Genomic DNA, 24936 nt, shown 5'->3' on the forward strand with positions numbered 1-24936 from the left:
TTGCCACACCACGGCGAAAGCCTATGCTGCGCAGGAACCAAAAGGTGCCGCAGTGCAGAAAGCCGCCATGACAACCCTTGTGACCCAAACCGCCCCCATCGCGAATGATACGCATGGGGGGCGTGCGAAATGTCTGCAACGTCTGGTCCGTCTTGATCTGCCGGTGCCGCGCACCGTGGCGCTGCCCTTTGATGTCGTGCTCGAGATCGCGCAGGGGCAGATCCCCGATCTGCAAGCGGTCGCCGATGAATTCCCCCAAGACGCGCTGCTATGCGTGCGCCCCTCTAGCCAGGACCCGGATTGGGGCGGGCCGGGGGCGGTGATGAACATCGGCATGAACGATGACCGCTATGCCGACTATTGCGAACGTATGGGCGAGGGACCCGCATCGGCGCTTTATACCCGTTTCGTGCAATCCTATGCCGTCAATGTGGCGCGTTTGGACCCCGATATGTTCGACGACGTCGAAGGCGACGGGCGCGAGGCGCTGCTGCAATCCCTGCGCGCCTACGAGCTTGAGACCGAAGAAAGCTTCCCCCAGGACCGTGTGACCCAGCTGACCGCCGTGCTCAGTTCCATGGCGCGGGCGTGGGAGGGCACATCGGCGCGGCTGTTGCGCCAGGCCAAGGGGGCGCCTGCAGATGCGGGGCTGGGCCTGATCGTGCAGCAGATGGTGTTCGGTGTGGGCACGGGGATTTGCGGCTCGGGCGTGTTGCAACTGGTGGACAGCACCACCGGCCTACCACAGATCACCGGGCGGTACCTGAGCCAGTCGCAGGGGCGCGACGCCTTGCAGGACACCGCCGATGCGCTTTACCTGACGCGCGATCCACGCGGCCCGTCGCTTGAGGAACACGCCCCCGAAGCTTTCGAGATGCTCAAACAGCACGCGGCGCTGATGCGGGTGCGGCTGCGTGCCGAGATGCAGGTGGAATTCGTCATCTCTGACGGAGAGTTGTTTATCCTTGATGGCGTGCGCGTGTCGCGGTCCTCGCGGGCGGCGGTGCGTATCGCGGTGGCGCTGGCGGACGAAGGGATCATCCCCCGCGAAGAGGCACTGATGCGTGTCCAGCCCCGCACCCTGACAGAGCTGTTGCACCGGCAGGTTGACCCCCGGGTGAAACGCGATGTGATCGGGCGCGGCATTGCCGCCAGCCCCGGTGCCGCCACCGGCCGGATCGTGTTCAACGCGAACGATGCGCAAGCCAGTGCCGCACGGGGCGAGAAATGTATTCTGGTGCGCCGCGAAACCTCGCCCGAGGATATTCGCGGGATGCATGCCGCCCAAGCCGTGCTGACCGAACGCGGTGGCATCACCAGCCACGCCGCGGTGATCGGGCGGGGCATGGGCTTGCCCTGCGTCGTCGGTGCCTCGTCAATGCGGTTCGATCTGGTCAAGGGGGTGATCACGGCCCCTGACGGGCGGATGTTCAAGGCAGGCGATGAAATCACCCTCGACGGCACCTCGGGAGAGGTGCTGTGCGGGGCCGCGGATATGCTTGAGCCGCTGCTGGACGCGACCTTCCAAAAGCTCATGTCCTGGGCCGAAGACGCTGCCGACATCGGGATACGTGCCAACGCTGACACCCCCGCCGACGCGCAAACCGCGCGCAATTTCGACGCGCAGGGGATCGGGCTGTGCCGGACAGAGCATATGTTCTTTGACCCCAGCCGCCTGACCGTGATGCGCGAGATGATCTTTGCCGATACCAGTGAAGGCCGCCGCGCCGTGCTGGAGCGGTTGCTGCCAATGCAACGCGATGATTTCATTCAGCTTTTCCGCATCATGCAGGGTCAGCCGGTGTGCATCCGTCTGTTCGATCCGCCCTTGCACGAATTCCTGCCCTCGACCCGAACCGGTCAACGCGATCTGGCCGAGGCGCTGGATTTGCCGCTGTCCAACGTGACCCGCCGGATCGAGGCGATGACCGAATATAACCCGATGCTCGGCCTGCGCGGCGTTCGTCTTGGCGTGACGGTGCCCGAAATCTACGAGATGCAGGCCCGCGCGATCTTCGAGGCCACGATCGAAGCCAGCCGCGACGGCGACCCCGTGGTGCCCGAGATCATGATCCCGCTTGTTTCGGCCAAACGCGAGGTTGAACTGATCAAAGCCAGCGTCGACAAGATCGCAACGGCGGTGAAATCCGAACGCGGCGCGAGCTTTACCTACCGTTTGGGCGTGATGGTCGAAACACCCCGTGCCGCCCTGCGCGCCGGAGAGATTTCGCCCCATTGTTCCTTCCTCAGTTTCGGGACAAACGACCTGACGCAGATGACCTATGGGTTGAGCCGAGATGACGCGGGACGGTTCATGTCGACCTACGTGCAGCAGGGCGTTTTCCCCGAAGATCCGTTCCATATGCTGGACCGTGATGGCGTCGGAGAGCTGCTTCAGCTTGGTGCCGCGCGGGGGCGGGAAGCACAACCTGGGATTACCTTGTCGATCTGCGGAGAGCACGGCGGCAACCCCGAATCGATTGCTTTTTGCCGTGACGCGGGTTTCGACTACGTTTCTTGCTCACCTTTCCGTGTTCCAGTTGCCAGGTTGGCGGCGGCACAGCTCGCAATCTCGGACAAGATCGGGTAGTTTTGCGCGGCTGATCGCCTAGATGTTGTTTTCCTGTGCGGGTTCCCGCGCAGGCGGTTTCGGCAGGGTTTACGCTTGGTGCCAGTTTGGGTAGGGGGCGCTGTCCGAAACTACTTGCGAGGCGCTCAATGCGTTCTTTTCAGAAATTCTCGTCCTGCGCCCTGCTGGCGCTGTCTTTGCTTGCTCCTGCCGTGGCGTCCGCCAGCCCGCAACAGGCGAAAGCATTGGCTGACATCGAAGCCAAAGGGCTGCGCTCTGTCGGGTCGGAACGTCTGGAAAGCATGATCGCATCGAACAACGCAAGCGAGGTGGAGTTCACCCGCGCATGGCTGGCCGAACAGCCGAAGGCATCGGGCGGCGAACAATGGCGCTGTCTGGCAGAGGCGCTCTACTTTGAAGCGCGCGGCGAGACGGTCAAGGGCCAGTTCGCTGTGGCCGAAGTGATCATGAACCGTGTGAAATCCGCGCAGTTTCCCGGGTCTTTGTGCAGCGTGATCAATCAGGGAACAGGTCGCAAATACCAGTGTCAGTTCACCTACACCTGCGACGGCAATGCCGAAGTGATCGCCGAACCGCGCGCCTATGCGCAGGTCGGCAAGGTCGCGCGGGCGGTGCTGGACGGCAAGGCACCATCGCTGACAGGCGGGGCGACGTATTATCATACCACCGCCGTAAGCCCCCGTTGGTCGCGCGTCTTTACCCGCACCACCAAGATCGGCGTGCACATGTTCTATCGTGACGGCGTTCAGACCGCGTCGAACTAAGCGGCGTTTCTGTCGTCTTTGACGGCTGGCCAGCCGTGTCTGGCTTTGGTACATCCGCGCAAACGGTCTAGGATCGTTTGCGAGTGAGACAAGCAAAGGCCCAAACCCATGACAAGTGACACGCGGCTTGCCTTTGCGCACCCGTCCGAACGCGCTGCTGCGACGGCGGGGCCTGAACCTCTGGACCGGATTTCCCTGCGCGATCATATCGTTGAGGTCGAGATCGGTGCCTTTCAGGCCGAACGTGGCGTAACGCAGCGCATCTGTTTCAATGTCGTCGTCGAGGTGCAGCCGCTGACCGGCCCCGTGGATGACGATGTGGACCGTATCCTGTCCTACGACCGCGTGACCGAAGCGATCGCCTACGAGCTGTCGGACGAACGGCTGAACCTGCTCGAGACGCTGGCCGAACGGGTCGCGGATCGTATCCTGCTGGAACGGCAGGCGATGCGGGTGTTTGTGCGCATCGAAAAGCTGGACCGTGGCCCCGGTGCTTTGGGAGTCGAGATCGTGCGCGCCCGCGATGATACCCCGGACAGTCAGGCCGAGGCGCGCGAGGTGCCGCACCCCGAGCTGGTTTATCTGAGCAATGATGCCATCGCCTCGCCGCATCTGGCGGGGTGGCTGGACCAGTTGCACCAGATGGGGCGGCCCCTGATCCTCTGTGTCGGCGCATCGGACACCGCCGCGCCGCAGGTCGGGCATAAAATGGCGCAGCGTCGCATTGATCTGCTGGCGATTGAACAGAACGCTTGGGTGCTGGCCGCAAAGGATGATCGCTGCGTGGTCGTGGCGACGCGGACAGAGCTGGATTGGGCGATGAAGAACGGCCAGACGAGCGTTTGGGCTCCGTCGAAGATCGTGCTTGATAGCGTGGATACGCCCTCGGCGCAGCCGCGCGATGCTGTGGCCTTGGCCGCGTGGTTCGCCGCCAGCTTCGACGCGACAGAGATGTTGGTGATCGGGGCGGACCTGCCGGCCGACGCCTCTGTTCCGCTGCGCGCCGTAGCGGTGGACCAGGGCAGGCTGTGAGACATGACCGATTACTTTCGACCTCTCGTCCAGATCGGCCCCGCGCGGCCTGACACCGCGGTGTCTCTCGCGGGGGGGTGGGGCTGGTTCACCCATGCCGAGGTCTTGTCGCGCAGCACGCCGCCCCGTGTTGTACCCGCGGCCGATATCCCGGCAAGCGTGATGGCACGGCTGACCGCGCCCAGACCCGCGATGGCAGGGCTGACGCTGGACCGCCCGCGCATCATGGGCATTCTGAACACGACGCCCGATAGTTTCTCGGACGGGGGGCAGCATAATGCCGTGCCCGATGCGCTGCGCGTCGCACAAGAGATGGTGGCCGCCGGCGCGGATATTCTGGACATTGGCGGCGAGTCCACACGCCCCGGCGCGGATTTTGTGCCCGTCTCCGAAGAGATCACGCGCACCGCTCCCGTCATTGCCGCACTGCGGGGTGCGGGGCTGCACACGCCGATCTCTATCGATACCCGCAAGGCCGCCGTGGCCGAGGCCGCGGTCAGCGCCGGTGCCAATCTGGTAAACGACGTCTCGGGCTTCACCTTTGATCCCGCCCTTGGACCCCTGTGTCAAAAACTGGCGCTGCCGGTTTGCGTTATGCATGCCCAAGGCGATCCCGCGACCATGCATCTGGACCCACAGTATGATAACGTGCTGCTTGATGTTTTTGACGCGCTGGAGCGGCAGATCAGCATGCTGGAGGCATCAGGCATCCCGCGGGGGGCCATTCTGGCGGACCCGGGCATCGGGTTCGGCAAGACGCAGGATCACAATCTGGCTCTGCTGGCGCGGCTGAGCCTGTTTCACGCTTTGGGGACGCCTATCCTGCTAGGCGTGTCGCGCAAACGGTTCATCGGAACGATCGGCAACGCACCGCAGGCACAGGACCGCGCGCCGGGGTCGATCGCCGTGGCGCTTGCAGGATTGGGGCAGGGTGTGCAAATGATCCGTGTGCATGACGTGGACGACACCCGCCAAGCGGTCGCTCTGTGGCATGCCGCATATTTTGGGAGCATTTTATGACAAAATTATTTGGAACAGACGGTATTCGCGGAAAGGCCAATGTGCACCCGATGACAGCCGAGGTCGCCCTGAAAATCGGGGCCGCTGTGGGGCGCTATTTTAGCGCGGGTCGTGATGGTGTGCACCGTGTGGTGATTGGTAAGGACACGCGGTTGTCGGGCTATATGTTCGAAAACGCGCTGACGGCGGGGCTAACGTCCTCGGGGATGAATGTGCTGCTGCTGGGGCCGGTGCCCACACCTGCGGTCGGGCTGCTGACGCGGTCGATGCGGGCTGATCTGGGGGTCATGATCTCGGCCAGCCACAATCCGGCGACGGACAATGGCATCAAGTTCTTCGGCCCCGACGGGTTCAAGTTGAGCGACGCTGTGGAGGCCGAGATCGAGGCGTTGATCGAAGGCGGCGTGGAGTTGAACCCCGCCGACAAGATCGGCCGTGCCAAGCGGATCGATGACGGGCGGTTCCGCTATGTCGAGCGGGTGAAGTCATCGTTCCCGCGCCAGATGCGTCTGGATGGGCTGAAGGTCGTGATCGACTGCGCCAATGGGGCCGCACACCGCGTCGCTCCCGAAACCCTATGGGAACTGGGGGCCGAGGTGATCGAGATTGGCGTGTCGCCGAACGGCTTTAATATCAACGAGAATTGCGGCTCGACCCACCCCGAACGCGCCGCAGCGGCGGTGGTAGAGCACGGTGCCCATGTGGGCATTTGTCTAGATGGCGACGCGGACCGCGTGATCCTGATTGACGAAACCGGCAAGGTCGGTGACGGGGATCAATTCATGGCCCTTATGGCCTCCCGTTGGGCGGCCGAAGACCGGCTGGCCAATGGCGCCTTGGTTGCCACGGTGATGAGCAACCTCGGCCTTGAACACTTCTTGCAGGGCAAGGGGCTACGGCTTGAGCGGACGTCCGTCGGCGACCGCTATGTGGTCGAGCGGATGCGCGAAGGCGGTTTCAATCTGGGCGGCGAGCAATCGGGCCATATCGTAATGACCGACCACGCCACCACGGGTGACGGTCTGATGGCGGGGCTGCAGTTTCTGGCAGAGATGATCCGGTCGGAGAAGACCTCCTCCGAGCTGCTGAACAACTTTGAACCCGTGCCGCAACTGCTTAAGAACGTAAGGTTTTCTGCCGGTCAGGTGCCGTTGGAAGACGCGCAGGTGCAAGGGGCCATCGCACAGGCCGAAGCCGATCTGGCTGGTCAGGGGCGTTTGCTGATCCGCAAATCCGGTACCGAGCCGCTGGTGCGTGTGATGGCAGAACATGAAGACGCGCAGCTGATGGAACGCGCTGTCGATTCTGTGGTGGATGCGGTCACGGCGGCTGTCGCACCTTAAGCTGATCGCAGGGCTGCTGGCGGGGATGTCCTGCGCAGCGGCCCTGCCTTGCCCTCGCGGGACGCGCCGCCTGCGGTGGCTGTGGGATGCCTTCGGCGAGGATTTAGAGCCATTTGGAAGCTAGGCGCGCGTGCGGGTGAACAGCCGGCGGAACGCGCCATATTGGCTGAGCGCGACGCCCGAGAGGATCAGCACCATCGCGTAGAGCAGGGATGGCGGCAGCGGTTCGTTCAGCAAGAGCGCACCGAGGCAGACGGACCAGACGGGGACTTGGTAGTTCACCAGTGACATAAACACCGGGCCAGCACTGCGGATCACCAGCACGCGCAGGAAATTCGCGGCGGCGGTGGGGATCAGGCCCAGAAACGCCAGCGCCGCGAAGATGGACGGCGAGGGGCGGGGCGGCAGACCTTCGATGATGATTGCCATGGGAACGGTGATGCAGGTGGCAATGATCAGCAGGATGGTCGCAAGGCCGATCGCGTCCACCGCGGGCAGGCGGCGCATGATGATCGAGCTGGTGGCGTAGCACCCCGCCGCACCCAGGCAGGCCAGACGGCCTTGGGTTTCAAGCGCGGTGCCAGTGCTTTCAAAGGCTTGCGCGCCGATCAGGATGACAACGCCGACAAAGCCCAGGGCAAACCCGATCACCTTGCGCGGGCTCATCGCTTCGCCCGGAACGAAGAAATGCGCGAGCGGCAGGATGATCAGCGCCGTCGCGGCCATGGTCACCCCCGCGAATCCCGAGGTGACATATTGCTGACCCCATGCGAGCAGGCTGAACGGCACGGCAGAGCTGGCGGCACCGATAAAGATCACGGCCGCGATGTCGCCGCGGGTGGGGGATTGGGTAAAGAGCCGAAAGCCTCGCAGAGCCCAGATTACCACCATCACGGTGGCCGCGAACCCGACACGTGTGGCCGCGATCCAGAAGGGTGGCATTTCAGTCAAAGCGATTTCGGTCACCAGAAACGTGCCTCCCCAGATGAAGGCAAGCAGCAGGATCATCAGCCAGCTGGATTTGGTGATCTGGGGCGCGTCCGGCATGACATATCCTGTGGGAAAACTCGGCCCGCCAGATGTGACAGCCGGTTGCGCAAAAGAAAAGGCCCGGTGCAAAACCGGGCCTTTCCACATCGCTGCAATGGCGATCAGTTCTTGGATTTGTCGACCATCTTGCCGGCAGAGATCCAGGGCATCATTTCGCGCAGCTTGCCGCCGACGACTTCGATCTGATGTTCGTCATTGGCGCGACGCGAGGATTTCAGCGTGGGCTGACCGACGGAGTTTTCCAGCATGAAGTCACGCACGAATTTGCCCGACTGGATGTCGCTGAGAACGGCTTTCATGCGCGCTTTGGTCTCGTCGTAGGGCAGGATGCGCGGGCCGGAGACGTATTGGCCGTATTCCGCTGTGTTCGAGATCGAGTAGTCCATGTTGGCGATGCCGCCTTCATAGATCAGGTCAACGATCAGCTTGGTTTCGTGCAGACATTCGAAATAGGCCATTTCGGGCTCGTAGCCGGCTTCGACCAGTGTTTCAAAGCCACAGCGGATCAGTTCAACGATACCGCCGCACAGAACAGCCTGTTCGCCGAACAGATCGGTTTCACATTCTTCGCGGAAGTTGGTTTCGATGATGCCGGAACGGCCGCCACCGATGGCGGAGCAGTAGGACAGGCCGATTTCCAGCGCTTTGCCGGTGGCGTCGGTGTCTACCGCAACCAGGCAAGGCACGCCGCCGCCTTTGGTGTATTCGCCGCGCACAGTGTGGCCCGGGCCTTTGGGGGCCATCATGATCACATCAACGCCGGGTTTGGGTTCGATCAGGCCGAAGTGGACGTTCAGGCCGTGGGCGAATGCGATTGCAGCGCCTTCGCGGATGTTATCGTGCACGTATTTCTTGTAGGTTTCAGCCTGCAATTCGTCGGGCATGGTGAACATGATCACATCGGCCCAAGCTGCTGCTTCGGCGATTTCCATGACTTTCAGGCCTTCGCCTTCGGCTTTCGCTTTCGAAGCGGAGCCTTCGCGCAGCGCAACGACGAGGTTTTTCGCACCGGAATCACGCAGGTTCAGCGCGTGGGCGTGGCCCTGGGAGCCATAGCCGAGGATGGCGACTTTCTTGTCCTTGATCAGGTTCACATCGCAGTCACGGTCGTAATAAACGCGCATTGGGGCGTCCTTTCGGGTTCGTTGAAATCTAGGGAGACCATATCGAAGCTAGTGCGAGATGCTATTGCGGAATTGTGAGTTTATTTGGCAAAATGAAGATGGTAATGCGCGGTATGCGGTAAAAATGGAAAAATCATGCTTGATGATATGGATCGACGACTTCTGCGCCACTGGCAGGCGGATGCGGGGCTGTCGCCGGCGGAGTTGGCCGACCTTACGGGGCTGACAGCGGGTAAGGTGTCGCGGCGGATCACGCGCATGCAGGAAGCCGGTATCGTTCAGGGGGTGGCGGCTGTCGTCGATTGGGCGGCATTGGGCTACACGGTCGAAGTGTCCTTGCGGATCACTTTGGACAAGACACAAGGCAATGCCTTTGACCGCTTTCTTGAAGAGGCACGCCAACTGCCTGAGGTGATCGAGCTCCAGACCTTTCTGGGGCGGGTGGATGTGCGCCTATCGGTAATTGCGCGGGATATGGCGCATTATCAGCAGATTTACCGGGAGGGTATTCTGACCTTGCCGCATATTGCCGATATCGAGGCGCTGATGCATGTGGCGCGGATCAAGTCAGAGGAGGCGTTACCGCTATGATCACGCTGGATGAGGTGGACCACCGGTTGATCCGGTCGCTTGCGCGCGATGCCACACAAAGCGCCGGTGCCCTGGGGCGTCATCTGGGGCTGTCGCAGCCTGCCACTTGGCGGCGGATCAAACGGTTGGAGGAGGCAGGCATCCTGCGCGGCAAGAGGCTGCGCTTGAACCGGGAGGCATTGGGGTTCGGCGTCACCGTCTTTCTTGGCGTCAAGCTTGCGACCAAAGGGCGGGTTAGCCTGGAGGATTTCGAACGCGCCGTCAGTGCCATCCCCGAGGTCCAAACGGTGGAGCATGTTCTGGGGCTATATGACTACCGTTTACGGGTTGTTGCGCGGGATCTGGCGGATTTCGAACGGGTACTGCGGCGGCGGATCATGACCCTGCCCGGGGCGGGGGCGGTCGAGGCAAATGTGCTTCTAAGCGAGGAACGACTGACCGGACCATTGGGCCTGTGACTTTACCACGCGAGCGGCTATGTTCGCGCGAAACCATCAGGAGGATATCATGCCCGCTTTGCTAAATTCAGTTGACCCGGAAGGGCTTGAAGAGTTTTCGGTCGTGTTCACCGACCGGTCCTTGAACCATATGAGCGCCGTGTTCCAAGAGGTCATGCGCGACATCAGCACTCTGCTCAAAGACGTATACAAGGCCGATGCCGTGGCTGTCGTCCCCGGAGGCGGCACCTATGGGATGGAGGCGGTCGCCCGTCAGTTCGCACGGGGGGCCGAGGTGCTGGTCGTGCGCAACGGCTGGTTTTCCTATCGGTGGAGCCAGATCATCGAGAGCGGCGATCTGACCGGCAATGCTACCGTCATGAAGGCGCAGATGCAGGGCAACAGCACGCCCGCGCCCTTTGCCCCGAGCCCGATTGATGACGTCGTCAAGGCCATCGAGACGCATAAGCCGCAGGTGGTTTTCGCACCTCATGTGGAGACCAGTGCGGGGGTGATCCTGCCCGATGACTATATCAAGCAGATGGCAGAAGCGGCCCATGCCGTCGGCGCGCTGGTGGTGCTGGATTGTATCGCGTCGGGCTGCGCATGGGTGGATATGAAGGCGCTTGGCGTCGACGTATTGCTCTCTGCGCCGCAAAAGGGCTGGAGCGCTTCGCCCTCTGCCGGGCTGGTCATGATGTCGGATCGCGCTGTTGCACGCATGGGAGAGACAACATCGGACAGTTTTGCTATTGATCTGGCCAAGTGGCATAGCATTATGAAAGCCTATGAAAATGGTGGCCACGCCTATCACGCGACCATGCCGACCGATGCGCTACGTCAATTCCGCGATACCATGCTTGAGACGAAATCCTACGGGTTTGACCGTCTGAAAGAGGCGCAGTGGCGTCTGGGGGATTCCGTGCGCAAGATGTTGGCGGAGAGGGGCGTTACCTCTGTCGCGGCGGAAGGTTTTGGCGCGCCGGGGGTGGTGGTGAGCTATACCGCGGATCCAACCGTGCAAAACGGCAAGGCCTTTGCTGCCGAAGGGATGCAGATCGCTGCTGGCGTGCCGTTGATGTGTGACGAGCCGGAGGATTTCCAGACCTTCCGTCTGGGGCTGTTCGGTCTGGATAAGCTTTACGACGTCGATGCCACGCTCGCGCGGCTGGCCGCCGTGGTCGATAAGGTACTGTAAATAAAGGCGCGCGGCAGGTCAGCCCTGCCGCATGCCCAAGCCCATCTCCATCAACATGCGCCGTACGGGGGGCAGGGCATATAGCGCGCTGAGCCCTTTGGCACGCGCATCGCGGGCCAGCGGCGTTGTCGCCTGACTCGCGCGGTTCAAGAGGTCGATGCCCCGCAAGCGCAGCTGAATATCGCCAAAACGCGCCTTGTGATAGGCATCCAGCATGTGCTGGCTGCCCAGATCAGCGCCGTGCTTTTGCGCCAGTTCCAGCAGCGTTGCGATGTCTTGCAGCGACATGTTCAACCCCTGCGCGCCAATGGGGGGCATCACATGGGCGGCTTCTGCAATCAGGGCGACACGTTCAGCCGCGAGGCGCGCGGCATGCTGGCTGATGATCGGCCAGATCGCCCGTTCGGAGGCCAGCGTCAACGGGCCGAGCACATGGGCACTGCGGTCGGTCGCGGCTTGGGAAAACGCATCTGCGTCAAGCGCCATCCGCGCAAGGCAGGACGCGCCGTCATCCATCCACACCACGGCAGAGCAGGGCAGGCCGTCGCGATCGGGCAGGGGTACAAGGGTGAAGGGGCCCCCGCTGCGGTGCACCTCGGTCGACACGTTTTCATGCGGGATCGGGTGTGTCACGGCAAAGGCAAGCGCCTTTTGGCCATAGCTTTGGCGGGTCACCTCAATGCCGGCGGCGTCGCGCATGGGGCTGTCGCGCCCGTCTGCGGCAATCACGAGCTTTGCCGAAATTTTCGTGCCATCGCTGAGGCTTACGCGTGCGCCGGTGGTGCGGATGAACAAGCTGGTGGTTGCGGTGCCGGGGCGGAAATCGACGTTCGGCAAAGCCTCTAACCGCTCCAGAAGCGCACGCCTTAGCAGCCAGTTCGGGAAGTTCCAGCCAAAGGGCTGGTCCGAGATATCGGCAGCATCAAAAGCGCGGCTGGTCACCGGTGCATCGCCGTCACCGCCGGCATCCACAATACGCATCACCTGCAAAGGTGCGGCATGTTCTTCCAGATGGGCCCAGATGCCCGCGGCCTCAAGCACGCGGCGCGCCGGTTGCAGCATCGCAGTAGAGCGCATGTCGGCCCCTTTCGCCGCACCATCGGTGACGGGGGGCGTGGGGTCGACGCAGACCACGTTGAAACCCGCGGTGCCGAAAGCCGCTGCCGCCGTCAAACCGGCAATGCCGCCGCCCGAAATCAAGATATCACATGCCATAGTCATGCCCGTCAGTTAGCCCGTGATCTGTGCAAGAAAAGCCGAAAGATCATCGGTGTGGAAATGGATATGCGGCGCGGGGGCGGGGTGCTCGGCCACATGGACGGTACCCATCCCCATGTCATGCGGGGCGATCAGGTTGCGGGGGTCGTCCTCGAACATCACGGCGGTGGTTGGGGTCAATGCGTCGGCGGCGAATATCAGGTCGTAGGCGGCGCGTTCGGGTTTGGGTAAAAATGACGCGTGCTCAACGCCGTAGATGGCATCGAACAGGCCCGAAAGCCCCCGTGCGGCAATGACTTTTTCGGCGTAGGGGGCAGTGCCGTTGGTATAGATGATCCGGCGCCCCGGCAGGGCGGCGATCCGCGCGGCAAGCAGAGGATCCGGGATCAGCGCGTCAAAGGAGATCTCGTGGACCTCGTGCAGATAGGGGCCGGGATCAAGGTCGTGTTCGCGCATCAGCCCGGCCAGCGTGGTGCCGTAGGTGTGCCAGTAATGTCTGCGCAGATAATCCGCGCGCTGCTCATCGACGTTCAAGGCGGTCATCACCCAATGCGTCATCCGCTGTTCAATCTGGTCAAACAGGCGGGCTGATGGCGGGTATAATGTGTTATCAAGGTCAAAGACCCAAGTATTCACATGAGAGAAAGAGGCGTGTGGCATGGGGACTTGCTACGCTGACCGGATGATCTGCGCAAGATCACGGGGTTGCGCAATTGGACGCGGGGGCTAAGGTGCCGGAGCCTTTTGAAAGAGAACCAATGACGACGCCACGCTCCGGACCCACAGACGCCTATTCCATGATCCTGGACGCGATTGACGTGGGCACCTATCGCCCCGGTGATCGGTTGGTGGAAAGCGAATTGGCCGAACGCTTCGGTGTCTCAAGAACGCCGGTTCGTGAAGCATTACAACGGCTTGAGACGCAATCCCTGCTCGCGCGGGACGGGCGGAGCCTGATCGTTGCATCGTTGGACCACAATCAGGTGGCCGAACTTTACGTCGTACGCGGCGAGTTGGAGGGGTTGGCCGCGCGGCTTGCCGCCCGTCACGCCACCGCTGAAGAAGTCCGTGTATTGCGCGAAATGGTCGAGGAAGACGACGCTTTTCGCGACAATCCAGCGGCGTTGGCGCGTGCGAACCGCCGTTTTCACAAACAAATTCATCTCGCGTCGCACAACCGGTATCTGGTGCAGCAACTTGATCTGGTGCACCGGTCCATGGCGCTGATGGCGACATCGTCACTGGCCGTGGATGGGCGCGGTGCGATCGCGCAGGATGAACATGACCGCATTGTTCAGATGATCGAACAGCGTGACGAAGATGGTGCGGATGAAGCATTGCGCACGCATATTTCTGTCGCCTTCATGACGCGGCTCAAGCAAGAAGCGGCACAGCGCAAAGACGAAGGCTAGGGTGGACGAAGTGGTGACGCCGTAGAACCAATGGGGCTGGATTTATGTGCGACGCCGTGTTCGGTCTTGTCCCAATAGAACGGCGTGACCACGAATTCGTATAGCGCCTTATTGGCCGCGAAAGAGCCGAGAATAAAGTAAAACGGAAGGGTGATTGCCCAGGGTATAAGGTGGCGATGTTGCGGACCTGAAACCGCCGTCATCGCGACAGATATATTGAGGATTTCCGCGAAGAGGAAATATCCGAAAAGCCCGTAGAACACGTCAGCGCCCAGTGTTGTCTGGACAGGATGTGCTGCGCCGAACAGCGGTAGGCAGAAAGACCAGAGCAGGGGGGCAAAGATGAACTGGCAGAACGTCGCGAGGAACAGTACCTGCACGCCCATAAACCGAATAAGCCCGACATCACGGATCAGTTGGAAGGGGGCACGGCTGTGCACGACCCATGTGATCAAGAAGCCTTTCAGCCATCGCGACCTTTGTTTGATCCACGGCCACGCACGAAAATTGGCCTCTTCGTAAGTGACAGTCGGCAGCAGGTCGGTTTTATACCCATGCCGCGCGAGGCGGACGCCAAGATCTGCATCTTCGGTGACATTATGGGCGTCCCAGCCCCGCAGTTTCTCCAAAGCGGCGCGGCGGAAAAATAATGTGGTGCCGCCGAGGGGAATGATCAGGCCCAGATGCGCGACACCGGGTAGGATCACGCGCCACCAAGTCGCATATTCCAGTGTGAAACAGCGCGAGATCCAGTTGGTGCGCGCATTGTAAAAATCCAGAACGCCCTGCACACAAGCAACGTTTTTGTGTGCCTTATCAAAATGTTGTACAACGCGGTTGATCTGGTCTGCCTCCGGCGCGTCCTCGGCATCCCACACGCCGATAATACTGCCGCTGCAAAATTCCAGCGCATAGTTCAGGGCACGGGGTTTGGTGCGCAGTTTGCCTGCTTGGGGCACTTCGATCACGTCGAACCAAAAGGGCAGTTCGGTTCGCGCGATGGTGTCACGGGTCATTTGATCGCCTTCCTCAAGCACCAGAACGATCTGCAACAGCGCCTTGGGATAGCTGAGCTGCGACAGGCGTGCGATCAAGGCGCTGGCAATCTCCTCCTCATGCAGAAGAGGGACGAGAACCGATACCTTTGGCCATCGTGTCGGGGGCGATGGCACGGCGGGGTCTGAAGGCAGTGGTGTGTTCCCCCACAGGCAGCGCGCCAGAAAGGCCGATGATCGTAGCGTCATGATCATAGTACTGCAGAACAATGCCCATAGAACAAACGCCGTAAACGTCACCGCGGGGAGTAACGCGAACAGCATGCTCGCGACAAAAATGACACCGGCGGCCCAAATACGCCGGCGCGGCCCGGCAACCCGCCATGTTCGGCAGCTTTCATGAGGGGGCACACGCTCTGCCGCGCGTTTGGCCAGCTCGGACCCGTAAAGCGCGGTGATCTGACGGTTGATCTGCGCGGGTTCTGCCAGCACCGGTACGATGTCCAGATCGCTGTTGCCGAAGGCCTCATGCGCAAGGGTATGAAGGGTATCCGGCCGGCTGGTCGCTACAAACAGCGTTTGGCCCATCCTCCGCCACGGCACAATCTTATGGTGCAAACTGGCTTCGGCAGACAGATGGCGCGCAAGCACCGGTTTGGGCGGGTCTGCGTCAAGGTCGATCTGCTGGATCTGGTGTTGCAGTGCCAGTGCTTTGGTCACCTCACTGCGCGAGACAAGCCCTTGAGCCAGAAGGATTTCCCCAAGCGGTGCATCCAGATCGCGCTGCGCTTCCAGCGCGTGCACCAGATCGGCCTGATCGATCAACCCTGCGTCGACCAATATGCGCCCCAAGGGACGATAGCGCCCGCGCACACGCGCGGGACTGGGTGCTTTCAGCTCTAATCCAAGGTTGCTCAACGGGCGAATCCCTTCCTGTCGGAATAGGACCACCTTGGGAGAGATGACTTAATGGGACGTTAATTGCGAATGAAGAGAACGCCCGCAATTATCAGGTTTAGCTGGCCCGCTCTGCCATCGCCGCGGCAAAGCGTTCAAACAGATAGAAACTGTCTTGCGGGCCGGGGCTCGCTTCGGGGTGGTGCTGAACGGACCAGACGGGCCGCCCCTCCATCCGGATGCCGCAGTTGGAGCCGTCAAACAGCGACTGATGCGTTTCAACCACTCCGCTTGGCAGGCTTTGCGCATCGACGGCAAACCCATGGTTCATCGAGGTGATTTCGACCTTGCCGGTATCAATGTCCTTAACGGGGTGGTTCGCACCGTGGTGACCGTGACCCATCTTGACCGTCTGCCCCCCAAGAGCCAGCGCAAGCATCTGGTGGCCAAGGCAAATGCCGAAAACCGGAAGCTCTGTCTTTTCAATGACGTCCTTGATCATCGGCACGGCATACACGCCGGTCGCCGCCGGATCGCCGGGGCCGTTCGACAGGAAAACACCGTCAGGATTATGCGCCATCACATCTTCATACGTGGCAGAGGCGGGCAGCACCGTGACGTCGCAGCCGGCCGAGGCAAGGCAGCGCAGGATGTTGCGCTTGGCACCGTAGTCGATCGCGACCACTTTATGAGGTGCGTTTTCCTGCGCAGTATAGCCGTCTGGCCAAGCCCACCGCATTTCATTCCAGCGGTAGGATTGTTTGCAGCTGACATCTTTCGCCAGATCCATGCCTTCTAGGCCCGCGAAACCGCGTGCCGCAGCGACAAGCGCTTCGACGTCGAAAACGCCGTCAGGATTATGCGCCAATGCCGCGTGAGGGGCCCCTTGCTGCCGGATGGCGCGGGTCAGGCGGCGTGTATCAATACCACCAATCGCGATGCGTCCGCGCGAAGCCAGCCATTCGGACAACGGCTGGACCGAACGCCAGTTGCTCGGGTCGGTGGGCATCCATTTGACAACCATCCCCGCTGCGACCGGATCGCCGGTTTCGTCATCTTCGGGGTTGGTACCGGTATTGCCGATGTGGGGGAAGGTAAAGGTCACGATCTGCCCCGCGTAGGACGGGTCGGTCATGATTTCCTGATAGCCCGTCATCGCTGTATTAAAGCAAAGCTCGGCCACGGTCTCTCCCGTTGCGCCAAAGCCCATGCCGTAGAAAATCGATCCGTCCGCTAGCGCCAGGCAGGCAGTCGGACGAGGTGATGTGGTCGCGGTCATGTCGGGGGCCTCCAGCGGCAGGTATATGGAGCTAAACGGTGGCAACCTAAAGCCGCAGTTCGTCGGGGTCAATAGCAGGTTGAAAATGAAATATCGTTGTTATTCAATGGGTTGCGCGAGGCTTGTGGCATTGCCTGCGCCGCGCAATATCTCTATGTTGCACGGCTTAATACCCCCTAGGGTCAAAAGGACGATGGTAATGGTACTGCGCACTCGCATCTCGGATGCACTGAAACAGGCAATGAAAGACAAGGCGGCGGACCGGCTGTCGACCCTGCGGCTGATCAATGCGGCGATCAAGGATAAAGACATCGCGGCGCGCGCTGATGAGGGCGACACGGGTGTTGGCGATGCCGAAGTGCTCGCGATTTTAGGTAAAATGGCGAAACAACGTATGGAGTCCGTACGCGCCTATGAAGAGGGCGGGCGGCTTGATCTTGCGGATCGCGAGCGTGAAGAGATCGCCGTGATCGAAGAGTTTCTGCCCCGTCAGCTGACCGAAGAAGAAACCGCCAAGGCCGTCGATGCCGCCATTGCCGAAGTGGGTGCGACATCGATCCGTGACATGGGCAAGGTGATCGGGCTGCTTAAAGGTAAGTACACGGGGCAAATGGATTTTGGCGCGGTTGGCCCCAAAGTGAAAGAGCGGCTGAGCTAAGGCTCAGCGCATCAGCGAACGGTTCAGCTCGTCATAAAGCGCGATCCGTTCTTCTTCGCTCAGGAAGGTCCCGATTTCGACCTCGCGGCCCATGCCGCGCAGCGTCACGTAATGGGGTACGGGGCCGTCTTTTTCATATTTCGTCACGACGGCCCAATGCCGGTTGCACTGCCATTCCTTGACCTCTCCGCGCGCGGTGAGATGGGATAAATGTGCTGTATTGTGGTCGAGCGTAAACACTTCTTCAATCTGTCTGGCCTTATGGTTGCGCTGTAGCGCCCAATACATCGCCGCGACGGCGGCCAGCATGAAAGGAAGAAGCCCCCACAGCAAAACAGTCCCCAACAGTGGCAGAACGGGGATCAGAATTAGGACGAACGTGATAAGGATAAAACTGGCGAATCCCTTTGCCGGCAGGGATTGGTGCGGCCGCAGGCAAAGAACCTGCGTCGAGGCGTCGGGTCGTGTTTTCCATTCATAGGGCATGGGGGGTGTCCATCTGTCGTGCCAAGCCCTGAACGTAGCAGCAGAACGGGCCTAATCAATGCGGCAGAATGCATCCGACCCCAAGTGTCAGGGCCGATGTTTTTTCTAGGGGGTCGTACGCGGTTCAATCAGATCCCAGCGATGGCCGAAAACGTCGCGGAACACCGCGACAGTGCCATAGGGTTCATGGCGAGGGGCTTCTTCGAATGTCACGCCCCCAGCCAAAAGTCGGGCATGGTCGCGGGCAAAATCCTCGGTCTCTAGAAACAACCAGACACGCCCCGCACCTTGGTTCCCAATCGCGGCACGCTGAACATCGTCGCCCGGTTCGGCGAGGATAAAGCCGGTGCCGCCACCCGAAGGGGTGACGCGCACCCAGCGTTTATGCCCCTGGTCCTCGTCCTGTGTCAGCTCGAACCCCATCGTACCACAGTAAAAGGATATTCCTTCGTCGTAGCTGGGGACGATCAGGGTCAGGGCAGAAAGGCGCATGGGATCACTCCAGCTCGACCAGCAGATCCTTGGCGTCGATCTGGCCACCCGGCGTGACATGAACCGCTTTGACCACAGCATCGCGGTCCGCGTGGATACCGGTTTCCATTTTCATCGCCTCGATGGTCAGAAGCAGGTCGCCGGATTTGACCTTTTGACCCACCGTCGCCCCGACCGAGGCAACAACCCCCGGCATCGGCGCTCCGATGTGATTGACGTTGCCGATCTCGGCCTTGGGACGTTGTGCGGTCGTCGCTTTGACCATCCGGTTGGGCACGCGCACCACGCGCGGCTGGCCATTCAGTTCAAAAAAGACCTTAACGTCGCCGTCTTCATTGGTCTCGCTCAAGGCTTGCAGACGAATTTCCAGCGTCTTGCCCGGGTCGATTTCCGCGGTGATCTCTTCGCCCGGTTCCATCCCGTAGAAAAAGGTGCGGGTCGGCAATACACGGACAGGGCCATAGGTCCGGTGACGACCCATGTAATCCAGGAAAACCTTGGGGTACATGAGGTACCCCGACAGGTCATCGTCTTCAACCTGAGCCCCTTCCAGAAGGTCGCGCAGTTCCTTGCGTGTCGCTTCAAGATCGGCAGGGGGCAGATGGGCACCGGGGCGTTCCGTGTTCGGTTTTTCGCCTTTCAGGATTTTGTCGACAATCGCGTCAGGGAACCCGCCCGGAGGCTGGCCTAGATTGCCGCGCATCATGTCGATCACGCTGTCAGGAAAGGACATTTCTGCCTTCGGGTCTTCGACCTGCGCGCGGGTTAACCCTTGGGATACCATCATCAGAGCCATGTCGCCGACCACTTTGGACGACGGCGTCACCTTGACGATATCACCAAACATCTGGTTCACCTCGGCATAGGTCTTGGCGACCTCGGGCCAACGATCATCCAGCCCCATCGACGCGGCCTGCGCCTTGAGGTTGGTGAACTGCCCGCCGGGCATCTCGTGCAGATAGACTTCGGAGGAAGGGGCCTGCATGCCGGTCTCGAACGCGGCATATTCGCCACGCACTTCTTCCCAGTAGTTAGAAATTTCGCGCACCGCGTCCATCGACAGGCCCGTGTCGCGATCCGTGTGTTTCAGCGCTTCGACCACAGACCCGAGCGTCGCCTGAGACGTGTTGCCCGATAGCGCGTCCATGGCGCAATCTACCGCGTCCACGCCTGCCTCGGAGGCTGCCATGATCGTCGCGGTCGCCGTGCCTGCGGTGTCATGCGTGTGGAAATGGATCGGCAGGCCGACTTCGGATTTCAGCGCTTTGATCAATACTTTGGCCGCATTCGGCTTGAGCACGCCGGCCATGTCTTTCAGACCCAGAACATGGGCACCGGCCGCTTTCAGCTCCTTGCCCATAGCAACATAGTATTTCAGGTCGTACTTCGATCGGTCCGGATCAAAAATGTCGCCGGTATAGCAAACGGTACCTTCGCAAATCTTGCCGTTATCAATCACCGCATCCATCGCGACACGCATGTTTTCAACCCAGTTCAGGCTATCAAACACGCGGAAAACATCGACACCCTCGGTCGCGGCCACGCGGACGAATTCTTGCACCACATTGTCCGGATAATTGGTATAGCCCACGCCATTCGACCCGCGCAGCAGCATTTGCGTCATCACGTTTGGCAGGGCAGCGCGTAGGTCGCGCAGGCGCTGCCACGGACATTCTTGCAAGAACCGGTAGGCCACATCAAAAGTCGCACCGCCCCAGCACTCCATCGAGAAAAGCTGTGGAAGATTAGCAGCATAGGCCGGGGCAACCTTGATCATGTCATGGCTGCGCATCCGCGTCGCAAGCAATGACTGATGGCCGTCACGCATGGTGGTGTCGGTGATCAACAGCTGCCGCTGTTGCCCCATCCAATCGGCAACAGCCTGCGGCCCTTTTTGTTCAAGCAAGTTCCGAGTGCCCATCATCGGCTCGGCTCGGGCGGCGGGCGGCTGCGGCGCGCGGGCGGCCGCCGCAGGGCGTTCGAACCCTTTGGTTTCAGGGTGCCCGTTCACAGTAATATCAGCGATGTATGTTAATACTTTGGTCGCCCGGTCGCGGCGCTTTTCAAAGGTGAAAAGTTCGGGCGTCTGGTCGATAAACTTGGTGTGGTAGCTATTGTCGAGGAAAGTCGGGTGTTTCAGCAGATTTTCGACAAAGGCGATGTTTGTCGAAACGCCCCGGATGCGGAACTCGCGCAGGGCGCGGTCCATGCGGGCGATCGCTTGCTCGGGCGTTTGCGCTTTCGCCGTCACCTTGACCAAAAGGCTGTCATAATAGCGCGTGATCACCCCGCCCGAATAGGCGGTACCGCCGTCCAAGCGGATCCCCATGCCGGTGGCCTCACGAAAGGCGGTGATGCGGCCATAATCAGGAATGAAGTTGTTTTGGGGATCTTCGGTAGTGATCCGAGTCTGCAACGCATGGCCGTTCAGCTGCACATCTGCCTGCGTGGCCTTGCCCGTCGCCTCGGCGATGGTCTTGCCTTCGGCAATTAAGATTTGCGCCTGGACGATATCGATGCCGGTGACCTCTTCGGTGACCGTGTGTTCGACCTGAACCCTTGGATTTACCTCGATAAAATAAAACTTGCCGTCGTCCATATCCATCAGGAATTCGACTGTACCGGCACATTCATAGTTAACATGTGCACAGATCTTGCGGCCCAATTCGCAAATCTCGGCGCGTTGTTCTTCAGTAAGATAGGGGGCAGGCGCGCGTTCGACGACCTTTTGGTTGCGACGCTGAACGGAACAATCTCTTTCAAATAGATGGTAGATTTCGCCGTGGCTGTCGCCCAAAATCTGCACCTCGACATGGCGCGCCTTCAGGATCATCTTTTCCAGATAGCCTTCGCCATTGCCAAAGGCCGCTTCTGCCTCGCGCCGGCCTTCCATCACTTTTTCTTTAAGTTCTTCTTCATTCGCGATGGGGCGCATGCCACGACCCCCGCCGCCCCAGGAGGCCTTGAGCATCAGCGGGTAGCCAACCTCTGCGGCCTGCTTACGGACGACCTCCATATCATCGCCTAGAACGTCTGTCGCGGGGACGACCGGCACGCCGGCCTCCATCGCTACGCGTCGCGCGCTGGCCTTGTCGCCCAAGGCGCGCATTGTTTCCGCACGCGGCCCGATAAAAGTAATGCCGTTCTGCGCGCAAGCATCTACAAAATCGGGATTTTCTGACAGTAGCCCATAGCCCGGGTGGATCGCATCCGCGCCCGAGGCTTTGGCCACGCGGATGATTTCATCGATGCTCAAATAGGCGGCGACAGGCCCCAAACCGGCCCCGATCCGATAGGCTTCATCGGCCTTGAAACGGTGTAGGCCCAGCTTATCTTCCTCTGCGAAAACGGCGACCGTCTTTTTTCCCATCTCGTTGGCCGCGCGCATAATTCGAATGGCGATCTCGCCGCGGTTTGCGATTAGAATTTTCTTAAAGTCGGTCATAGCTAGGCCTTCCTGCTGGCGAGAAATCTTACTTTTCAAGCGTCTAGAGCACGCGCTAACGCTGCGCTGCGGCATTGTTGCGTCTGTTTGACACGGTGTGCAAGTAGAAGTTTTTTTGCGCTCCGCGGGGGATTTTTAACCATTTGGAAAGAGATGGGGTGCTACGCCGAGTCGAGGGCGCGATCGTACCTATGCAATGACATGAGTAATAAGGAGGAACAGATAGCAATAATTCCTGCGGCTTTGACGCTAGACGGCTAGCAAACCGCCGCCGCTTTATAGAAAATGCGGCGGGAACATTTTGCGAACGTGTCTTTTATTTGGTGCGTGCGCAGGATAGATTGGCCGCATGAGTGATTTCGACGAAATGGCCGCCTTTGAGGGCGCTTCCCTATCATCGCGCGCTATGGCTGCGCGTCCGCAACCCTATCTTGATGGGCTGAATCCGGCCCAGCGTGCCGCGGTGGAGCAGATGGATGGCCCTGTCTTGATGCTCGCGGGGGCAGGCACGGGCAAGACCAAGGCTTTGACGGCGCGGATCGTGCATCTGATGAACACCGGGCGCGCCCGCCCGAACGAGATTCTCGCGGTAACCTTCACCAATAAGGCCGCGCGCGAGATGAAAAACCGTGTGGGGCATATGCTGGGGCAGAACATTGAAGGGATGCCTTGGCTGGGTACGTTTCATGCGATTTGCGTCAAGCTGTTGCGCCGCCATGCTGAATTGGTCGGGCTAAAGTCGAACTTCACCATTCTGGACACGGATGACCAGCTGCGCCTGCTCAAGCAATTGATCAAAGCCGAAGGGATTGATGACAAACGTTGGCCCGCGCGTTTGCTGTCAGGCGTTATTGATGGCTGGAAAAACCGCGCATTGACGCCCGACAAAATTCCTACGGCCGATGCGGGGGCCTATAACCACCGCGGGGCGGAGCTCTATGCGCAGTATCAAGCGCGGCTTAAAGATCTGAACGCCTGCGACTTCGGTGATTTGCTGCTGCATATGGTCACCATCTTCCAGCAGCACGAAGACGTGTTGGGGCAATATCAGCGGTGGTTCAAATATATTCTGGTGGATGAGTATCAGGATACCAACGTGGCGCAGTATTTGTGGCTCCGTCTGCTGGCTTCTGGCCACAAGAATATCTGCTGTGTCGGGGATGACGACCAGTCGATCTACGGATGGCGAGGGGCCGAGGTTGGCAATATCCTGCGGTTCGAAAAAGATTTTCCCGGCGCCCATGTGGTGCGCTTGGAACAGAATTACCGGTCAACACCGCACATCCTGGCGGCCGCTTCGGGCGTGATCGCAGGAAACGAGGGGCGTTTGGGCAAGACTTTGTGGACGGAATCCCGTGAGGGTGAAAAGCTGCGTCTCATCGGCCATTGGGATGGCGAGGAAGAGGCGCGCTGGATCGGCGACGAAATTGAAGCGTTGCAGCGCGGCACACGCGAGCTTGATCCATACACATTGGACGATATGGCGATTCTTGTACGGGCATCACACCAGATGCGCGCGTTCGAGGATCGATTCCTGACCATTGGCCTACCGTACCGCGTGATCGGTGGACCGCGTTTCTATGAACGGTTAGAAATTCGCGACGCCATGGCCTATTTCAGGGTGGTTACCTCGCTTGATGACGATCTTGCTTTTGAGAGAATCGTGAACACGCCCAAGCGTGGTTTAGGCGATAAAGCGCAACAAAATATACAGAAAACCGCGCGCGAAAACGGTGTGAACCTGGTGGAGGGGGCGCGGATCCTATTGGCGAATGGCGGGATTGGCGGTCGTGGGGCGGCGCAGTTGCGTCTGCTCATCGACGGGATTCAGCGCTGGTCCGAACTGGCGCGGGGCCCGCGCCTACAGACTGTGGTTGATGACGATAGCGTCATCGATGAAGGTGCGCCGCTGTTTCACGAGGAATATGGCCCGCCCGAGGTCAGCCATGTGGAATTGGCGCAGATTATTTTGGATGAAAGCGGATATACTGGTTTTTGGCAGAACGACAAAACGCCGGAAGCTCCGGGGCGGCTTGAGAACCTGAAGGAGCTGGTTAAAGCGTTGGAGCAGTTCGAGAATCTTCAAGGTTTTCTGGAACACGTCAGCTTGATCATGGATAATGAAAGCGACGATGGTGGCGCCAAAGTGTCGATCATGACGTTGCACGCGGCCAAGGGGCTTGAGTTTCCGGCGGTGTTTCTTCCCGGCTGGGAGGATGGGCTGTTTCCGTCGCAGCGATCGATGGACGAATCCGGCCTGAAGGGGCTAGAGGAAGAGCGGCGGCTTGCCTATGTCGGAATCACACGGGCCGAGCAGCTTTGCACGATCTCTTTTGCGGCCAACCGCCGCGTGTTTGGTCAGTGGCAAAGCGCCATGCCGTCACGGTTTATCGACGAACTCCCCGAAGCCCATGTGGATGTGCTGACCCCGCCGGGGCTGTATGGTGGCGGGTATGGTGCAGCGATGCCCAAATCGAATCTGCATGAAAAAGCCGCTGAAGCGAATGTATATAATTCTCCGGGGTGGCGCAGATTGCAGACGCGCAGCCAAGCGCGCAGCGTGAGCCAGCCTTCGGAAGCCCGAAATGTGACAATCGACATGTCCGCCGTCAGCAGTTTTGCGATGGGAGAACGGGTGTTCCACCAGAAATTTGGCTATGGCGAAGTTGTTGGAATCGAAGGGGATAAGCTTGAGATCAGCTTTGACAAGGCCGGGGTCAAGAAGGTCGTGTCGCGCTATCTGAGCGCATCGGATGACGTTCCGTTCTGAACGGGCGTCATGAGTTTTACGAAATATCAAGAATTAGATGCAAGAACGGCGGTGCTTTGGGAGGAAAGCACCGCCGTCTTTATCTACGTCCCCAATCCAATCGGGAGGAAAGGGGGAAGGGGACGTTTATGAAAG

The 24936-nt window shown here is 60.2% G+C and carries 20 protein-coding genes; 11 read left to right on the forward strand and 9 right to left on the reverse strand.

The features are described 5' to 3' along the window. The first annotated feature begins 67 nt into the window (after positions 1-67). From IV89_RS06880 to glmM, 5 genes are all read left to right on the forward strand, one after another. A complete protein-coding gene (locus tag IV89_RS06880) occupies positions 68-2590 on the forward strand; it encodes a putative PEP-binding protein (RefSeq protein WP_235183816.1) in 2523 nt (840 codons plus the stop codon). Between the two features lie 128 nt (positions 2591-2718). After that, complete coding sequence (locus IV89_RS06885; protein WP_037944544.1) at positions 2719-3354, forward strand: cell wall hydrolase; 636 nt, start codon at positions 2719-2721, stop codon at positions 3352-3354. A gap of 108 nt (positions 3355-3462) precedes the next feature. After that, positions 3463-4386: a dihydroneopterin aldolase gene (locus IV89_RS06890; RefSeq protein WP_037944543.1), complete on the forward strand. Its 924-nt coding sequence runs from the start codon at positions 3463-3465 to the stop codon at positions 4384-4386. A 3-nt stretch (positions 4387-4389) separates the two neighbouring features. Beyond that, positions 4390-5406 (forward strand): dihydropteroate synthase, encoded by a 1017-nt coding sequence (gene folP, locus IV89_RS06895; protein ID WP_037944542.1) that lies wholly within the window; start codon positions 4390-4392, stop codon positions 5404-5406. Beyond that, positions 5403-6749: a phosphoglucosamine mutase gene (glmM, locus tag IV89_RS06900; RefSeq protein ID WP_037944541.1), complete on the forward strand. Its 1347-nt coding sequence runs from the start codon at positions 5403-5405 to the stop codon at positions 6747-6749. Before folP ends, glmM begins: the two co-directional genes overlap by 4 nt. 120 nt (positions 6750-6869) lie before the next feature. Here glmM and IV89_RS06905 read toward each other — a convergent pair whose 3' ends face one another. Together IV89_RS06905 and ilvC are read right to left on the reverse strand one after the other, a co-directional pair. After that, entirely contained in the window at positions 6870-7796 is a 927-nt protein-coding gene (locus IV89_RS06905) for a DMT family transporter (protein WP_037944540.1), read from the reverse strand. A 104-nt stretch (positions 7797-7900) separates the two neighbouring features. Next, positions 7901-8923 carry a ketol-acid reductoisomerase gene (gene ilvC, locus IV89_RS06910; RefSeq protein ID WP_009824953.1) on the reverse strand — a complete coding sequence of 341 codons (1023 nt, stop codon included), beginning with the start codon at positions 8921-8923 and terminating at the stop codon, positions 7901-7903. 135 nt (positions 8924-9058) lie between these two features. Between ilvC and IV89_RS06915 the strand changes: the two genes are divergently transcribed. From IV89_RS06915 to IV89_RS06925, 3 genes are read left to right on the forward strand one after another with little or no spacing between them, the layout of a single operon-like run. Further along, positions 9059-9514, forward strand: coding sequence for an Lrp/AsnC family transcriptional regulator (locus IV89_RS06915; RefSeq protein ID WP_037944539.1), 456 nt, complete (start codon positions 9059-9061; stop codon positions 9512-9514). Continuing rightward, a complete protein-coding gene (locus tag IV89_RS06920) occupies positions 9511-9972 on the forward strand; it encodes an Lrp/AsnC family transcriptional regulator (RefSeq protein ID WP_005854186.1) in 462 nt (153 codons plus the stop codon). Before IV89_RS06915 ends, IV89_RS06920 begins: the two co-directional genes overlap by 4 nt. A 49-nt stretch (positions 9973-10021) precedes the next feature. Continuing rightward, complete coding sequence (locus IV89_RS06925) at positions 10022-11149, forward strand: aminotransferase class V-fold PLP-dependent enzyme (RefSeq protein ID WP_037945059.1); 1128 nt, start codon at positions 10022-10024, stop codon at positions 11147-11149. A gap of 18 nt (positions 11150-11167) precedes the next feature. Here the strand turns inward: IV89_RS06925 and IV89_RS06930 are convergent, their stop codons facing one another. Both IV89_RS06930 and IV89_RS06935 read right to left on the reverse strand, forming a co-directional pair. Further along, positions 11168-12370 (reverse strand): UbiH/UbiF family hydroxylase, encoded by a 1203-nt coding sequence (locus tag IV89_RS06930; RefSeq protein WP_037944537.1) that lies wholly within the window; start codon positions 12368-12370, stop codon positions 11168-11170. A 9-nt stretch (positions 12371-12379) separates the two neighbouring features. Continuing rightward, positions 12380-13027: a pyrimidine 5'-nucleotidase gene (locus IV89_RS06935; RefSeq protein WP_005854183.1), complete on the reverse strand. Its 648-nt coding sequence runs from the start codon at positions 13025-13027 to the stop codon at positions 12380-12382. A 98-nt stretch (positions 13028-13125) separates the two neighbouring features. Between IV89_RS06935 and IV89_RS06940 the strand changes: the two genes are divergently transcribed. Further along, a complete protein-coding gene (locus IV89_RS06940; protein WP_005854182.1) occupies positions 13126-13779 on the forward strand; it encodes a GntR family transcriptional regulator in 654 nt (217 codons plus the stop codon). Here IV89_RS06940 and IV89_RS06945 read toward each other — a convergent pair. Then, a complete protein-coding gene (locus IV89_RS06945; RefSeq protein ID WP_037944536.1) occupies positions 13776-15692 on the reverse strand; it encodes a glycosyltransferase family 2 protein in 1917 nt (638 codons plus the stop codon). The genes IV89_RS06940 and IV89_RS06945 overlap by 4 nt on opposite strands. Positions 15693-15789: 97 nt before the next feature. Continuing rightward, positions 15790-16950: a glutamine-hydrolyzing carbamoyl-phosphate synthase small subunit gene (gene carA, locus IV89_RS06950; RefSeq protein WP_005854180.1), complete on the reverse strand. Its 1161-nt coding sequence runs from the start codon at positions 16948-16950 to the stop codon at positions 15790-15792. Between the two features lie 199 nt (positions 16951-17149). On the opposite strand from carA, the gene IV89_RS06955 reads away from it, so the two are divergent. Next, the gene (locus tag IV89_RS06955; protein ID WP_005854179.1) at positions 17150-17608 is read left to right on the forward strand and encodes a GatB/YqeY domain-containing protein; all 459 of its coding nucleotides are present in this window, start codon (positions 17150-17152) and stop codon (positions 17606-17608) included. 3 nt (positions 17609-17611) lie between these two features. On the opposite strand, the gene IV89_RS06960 is transcribed toward IV89_RS06955, so the two are convergent. The 3 genes from IV89_RS06960 to IV89_RS06970 all read right to left on the reverse strand — a co-directional run bounded on the left by IV89_RS06960 (position 17612) and on the right by IV89_RS06970 (position 22031). After that, positions 17612-18094 carry a DUF2244 domain-containing protein gene (locus IV89_RS06960; RefSeq protein ID WP_037944535.1) on the reverse strand — a complete coding sequence of 161 codons (483 nt, stop codon included), beginning with the start codon at positions 18092-18094 and terminating at the stop codon, positions 17612-17614. 105 nt (positions 18095-18199) lie between these two features. Next, the gene (locus IV89_RS06965) at positions 18200-18586 is read right to left on the reverse strand and encodes a VOC family protein (RefSeq protein ID WP_037944534.1); all 387 of its coding nucleotides are present in this window, start codon (positions 18584-18586) and stop codon (positions 18200-18202) included. Positions 18587-18590: 4 nt separating this feature from the next. Continuing rightward, positions 18591-22031 carry a pyruvate carboxylase gene (locus tag IV89_RS06970; RefSeq protein WP_037944533.1) on the reverse strand — a complete coding sequence of 1147 codons (3441 nt, stop codon included), beginning with the start codon at positions 22029-22031 and terminating at the stop codon, positions 18591-18593. Between the two features lie 349 nt (positions 22032-22380). Here IV89_RS06970 and IV89_RS06975 point away from each other — a divergent pair, with 349 nt between their 5' ends. Next, a complete protein-coding gene (locus IV89_RS06975; RefSeq protein ID WP_037944532.1) occupies positions 22381-24801 on the forward strand; it encodes a UvrD-helicase domain-containing protein in 2421 nt (806 codons plus the stop codon). The last annotated feature ends 135 nt before the right edge of the window (positions 24802-24936 follow it).

Source organism: Sulfitobacter sp. CB2047 (genome assembly GCF_000735125.2).
Classification (GTDB): domain Bacteria; phylum Pseudomonadota; class Alphaproteobacteria; order Rhodobacterales; family Rhodobacteraceae; genus Sulfitobacter; species Sulfitobacter pontiacus.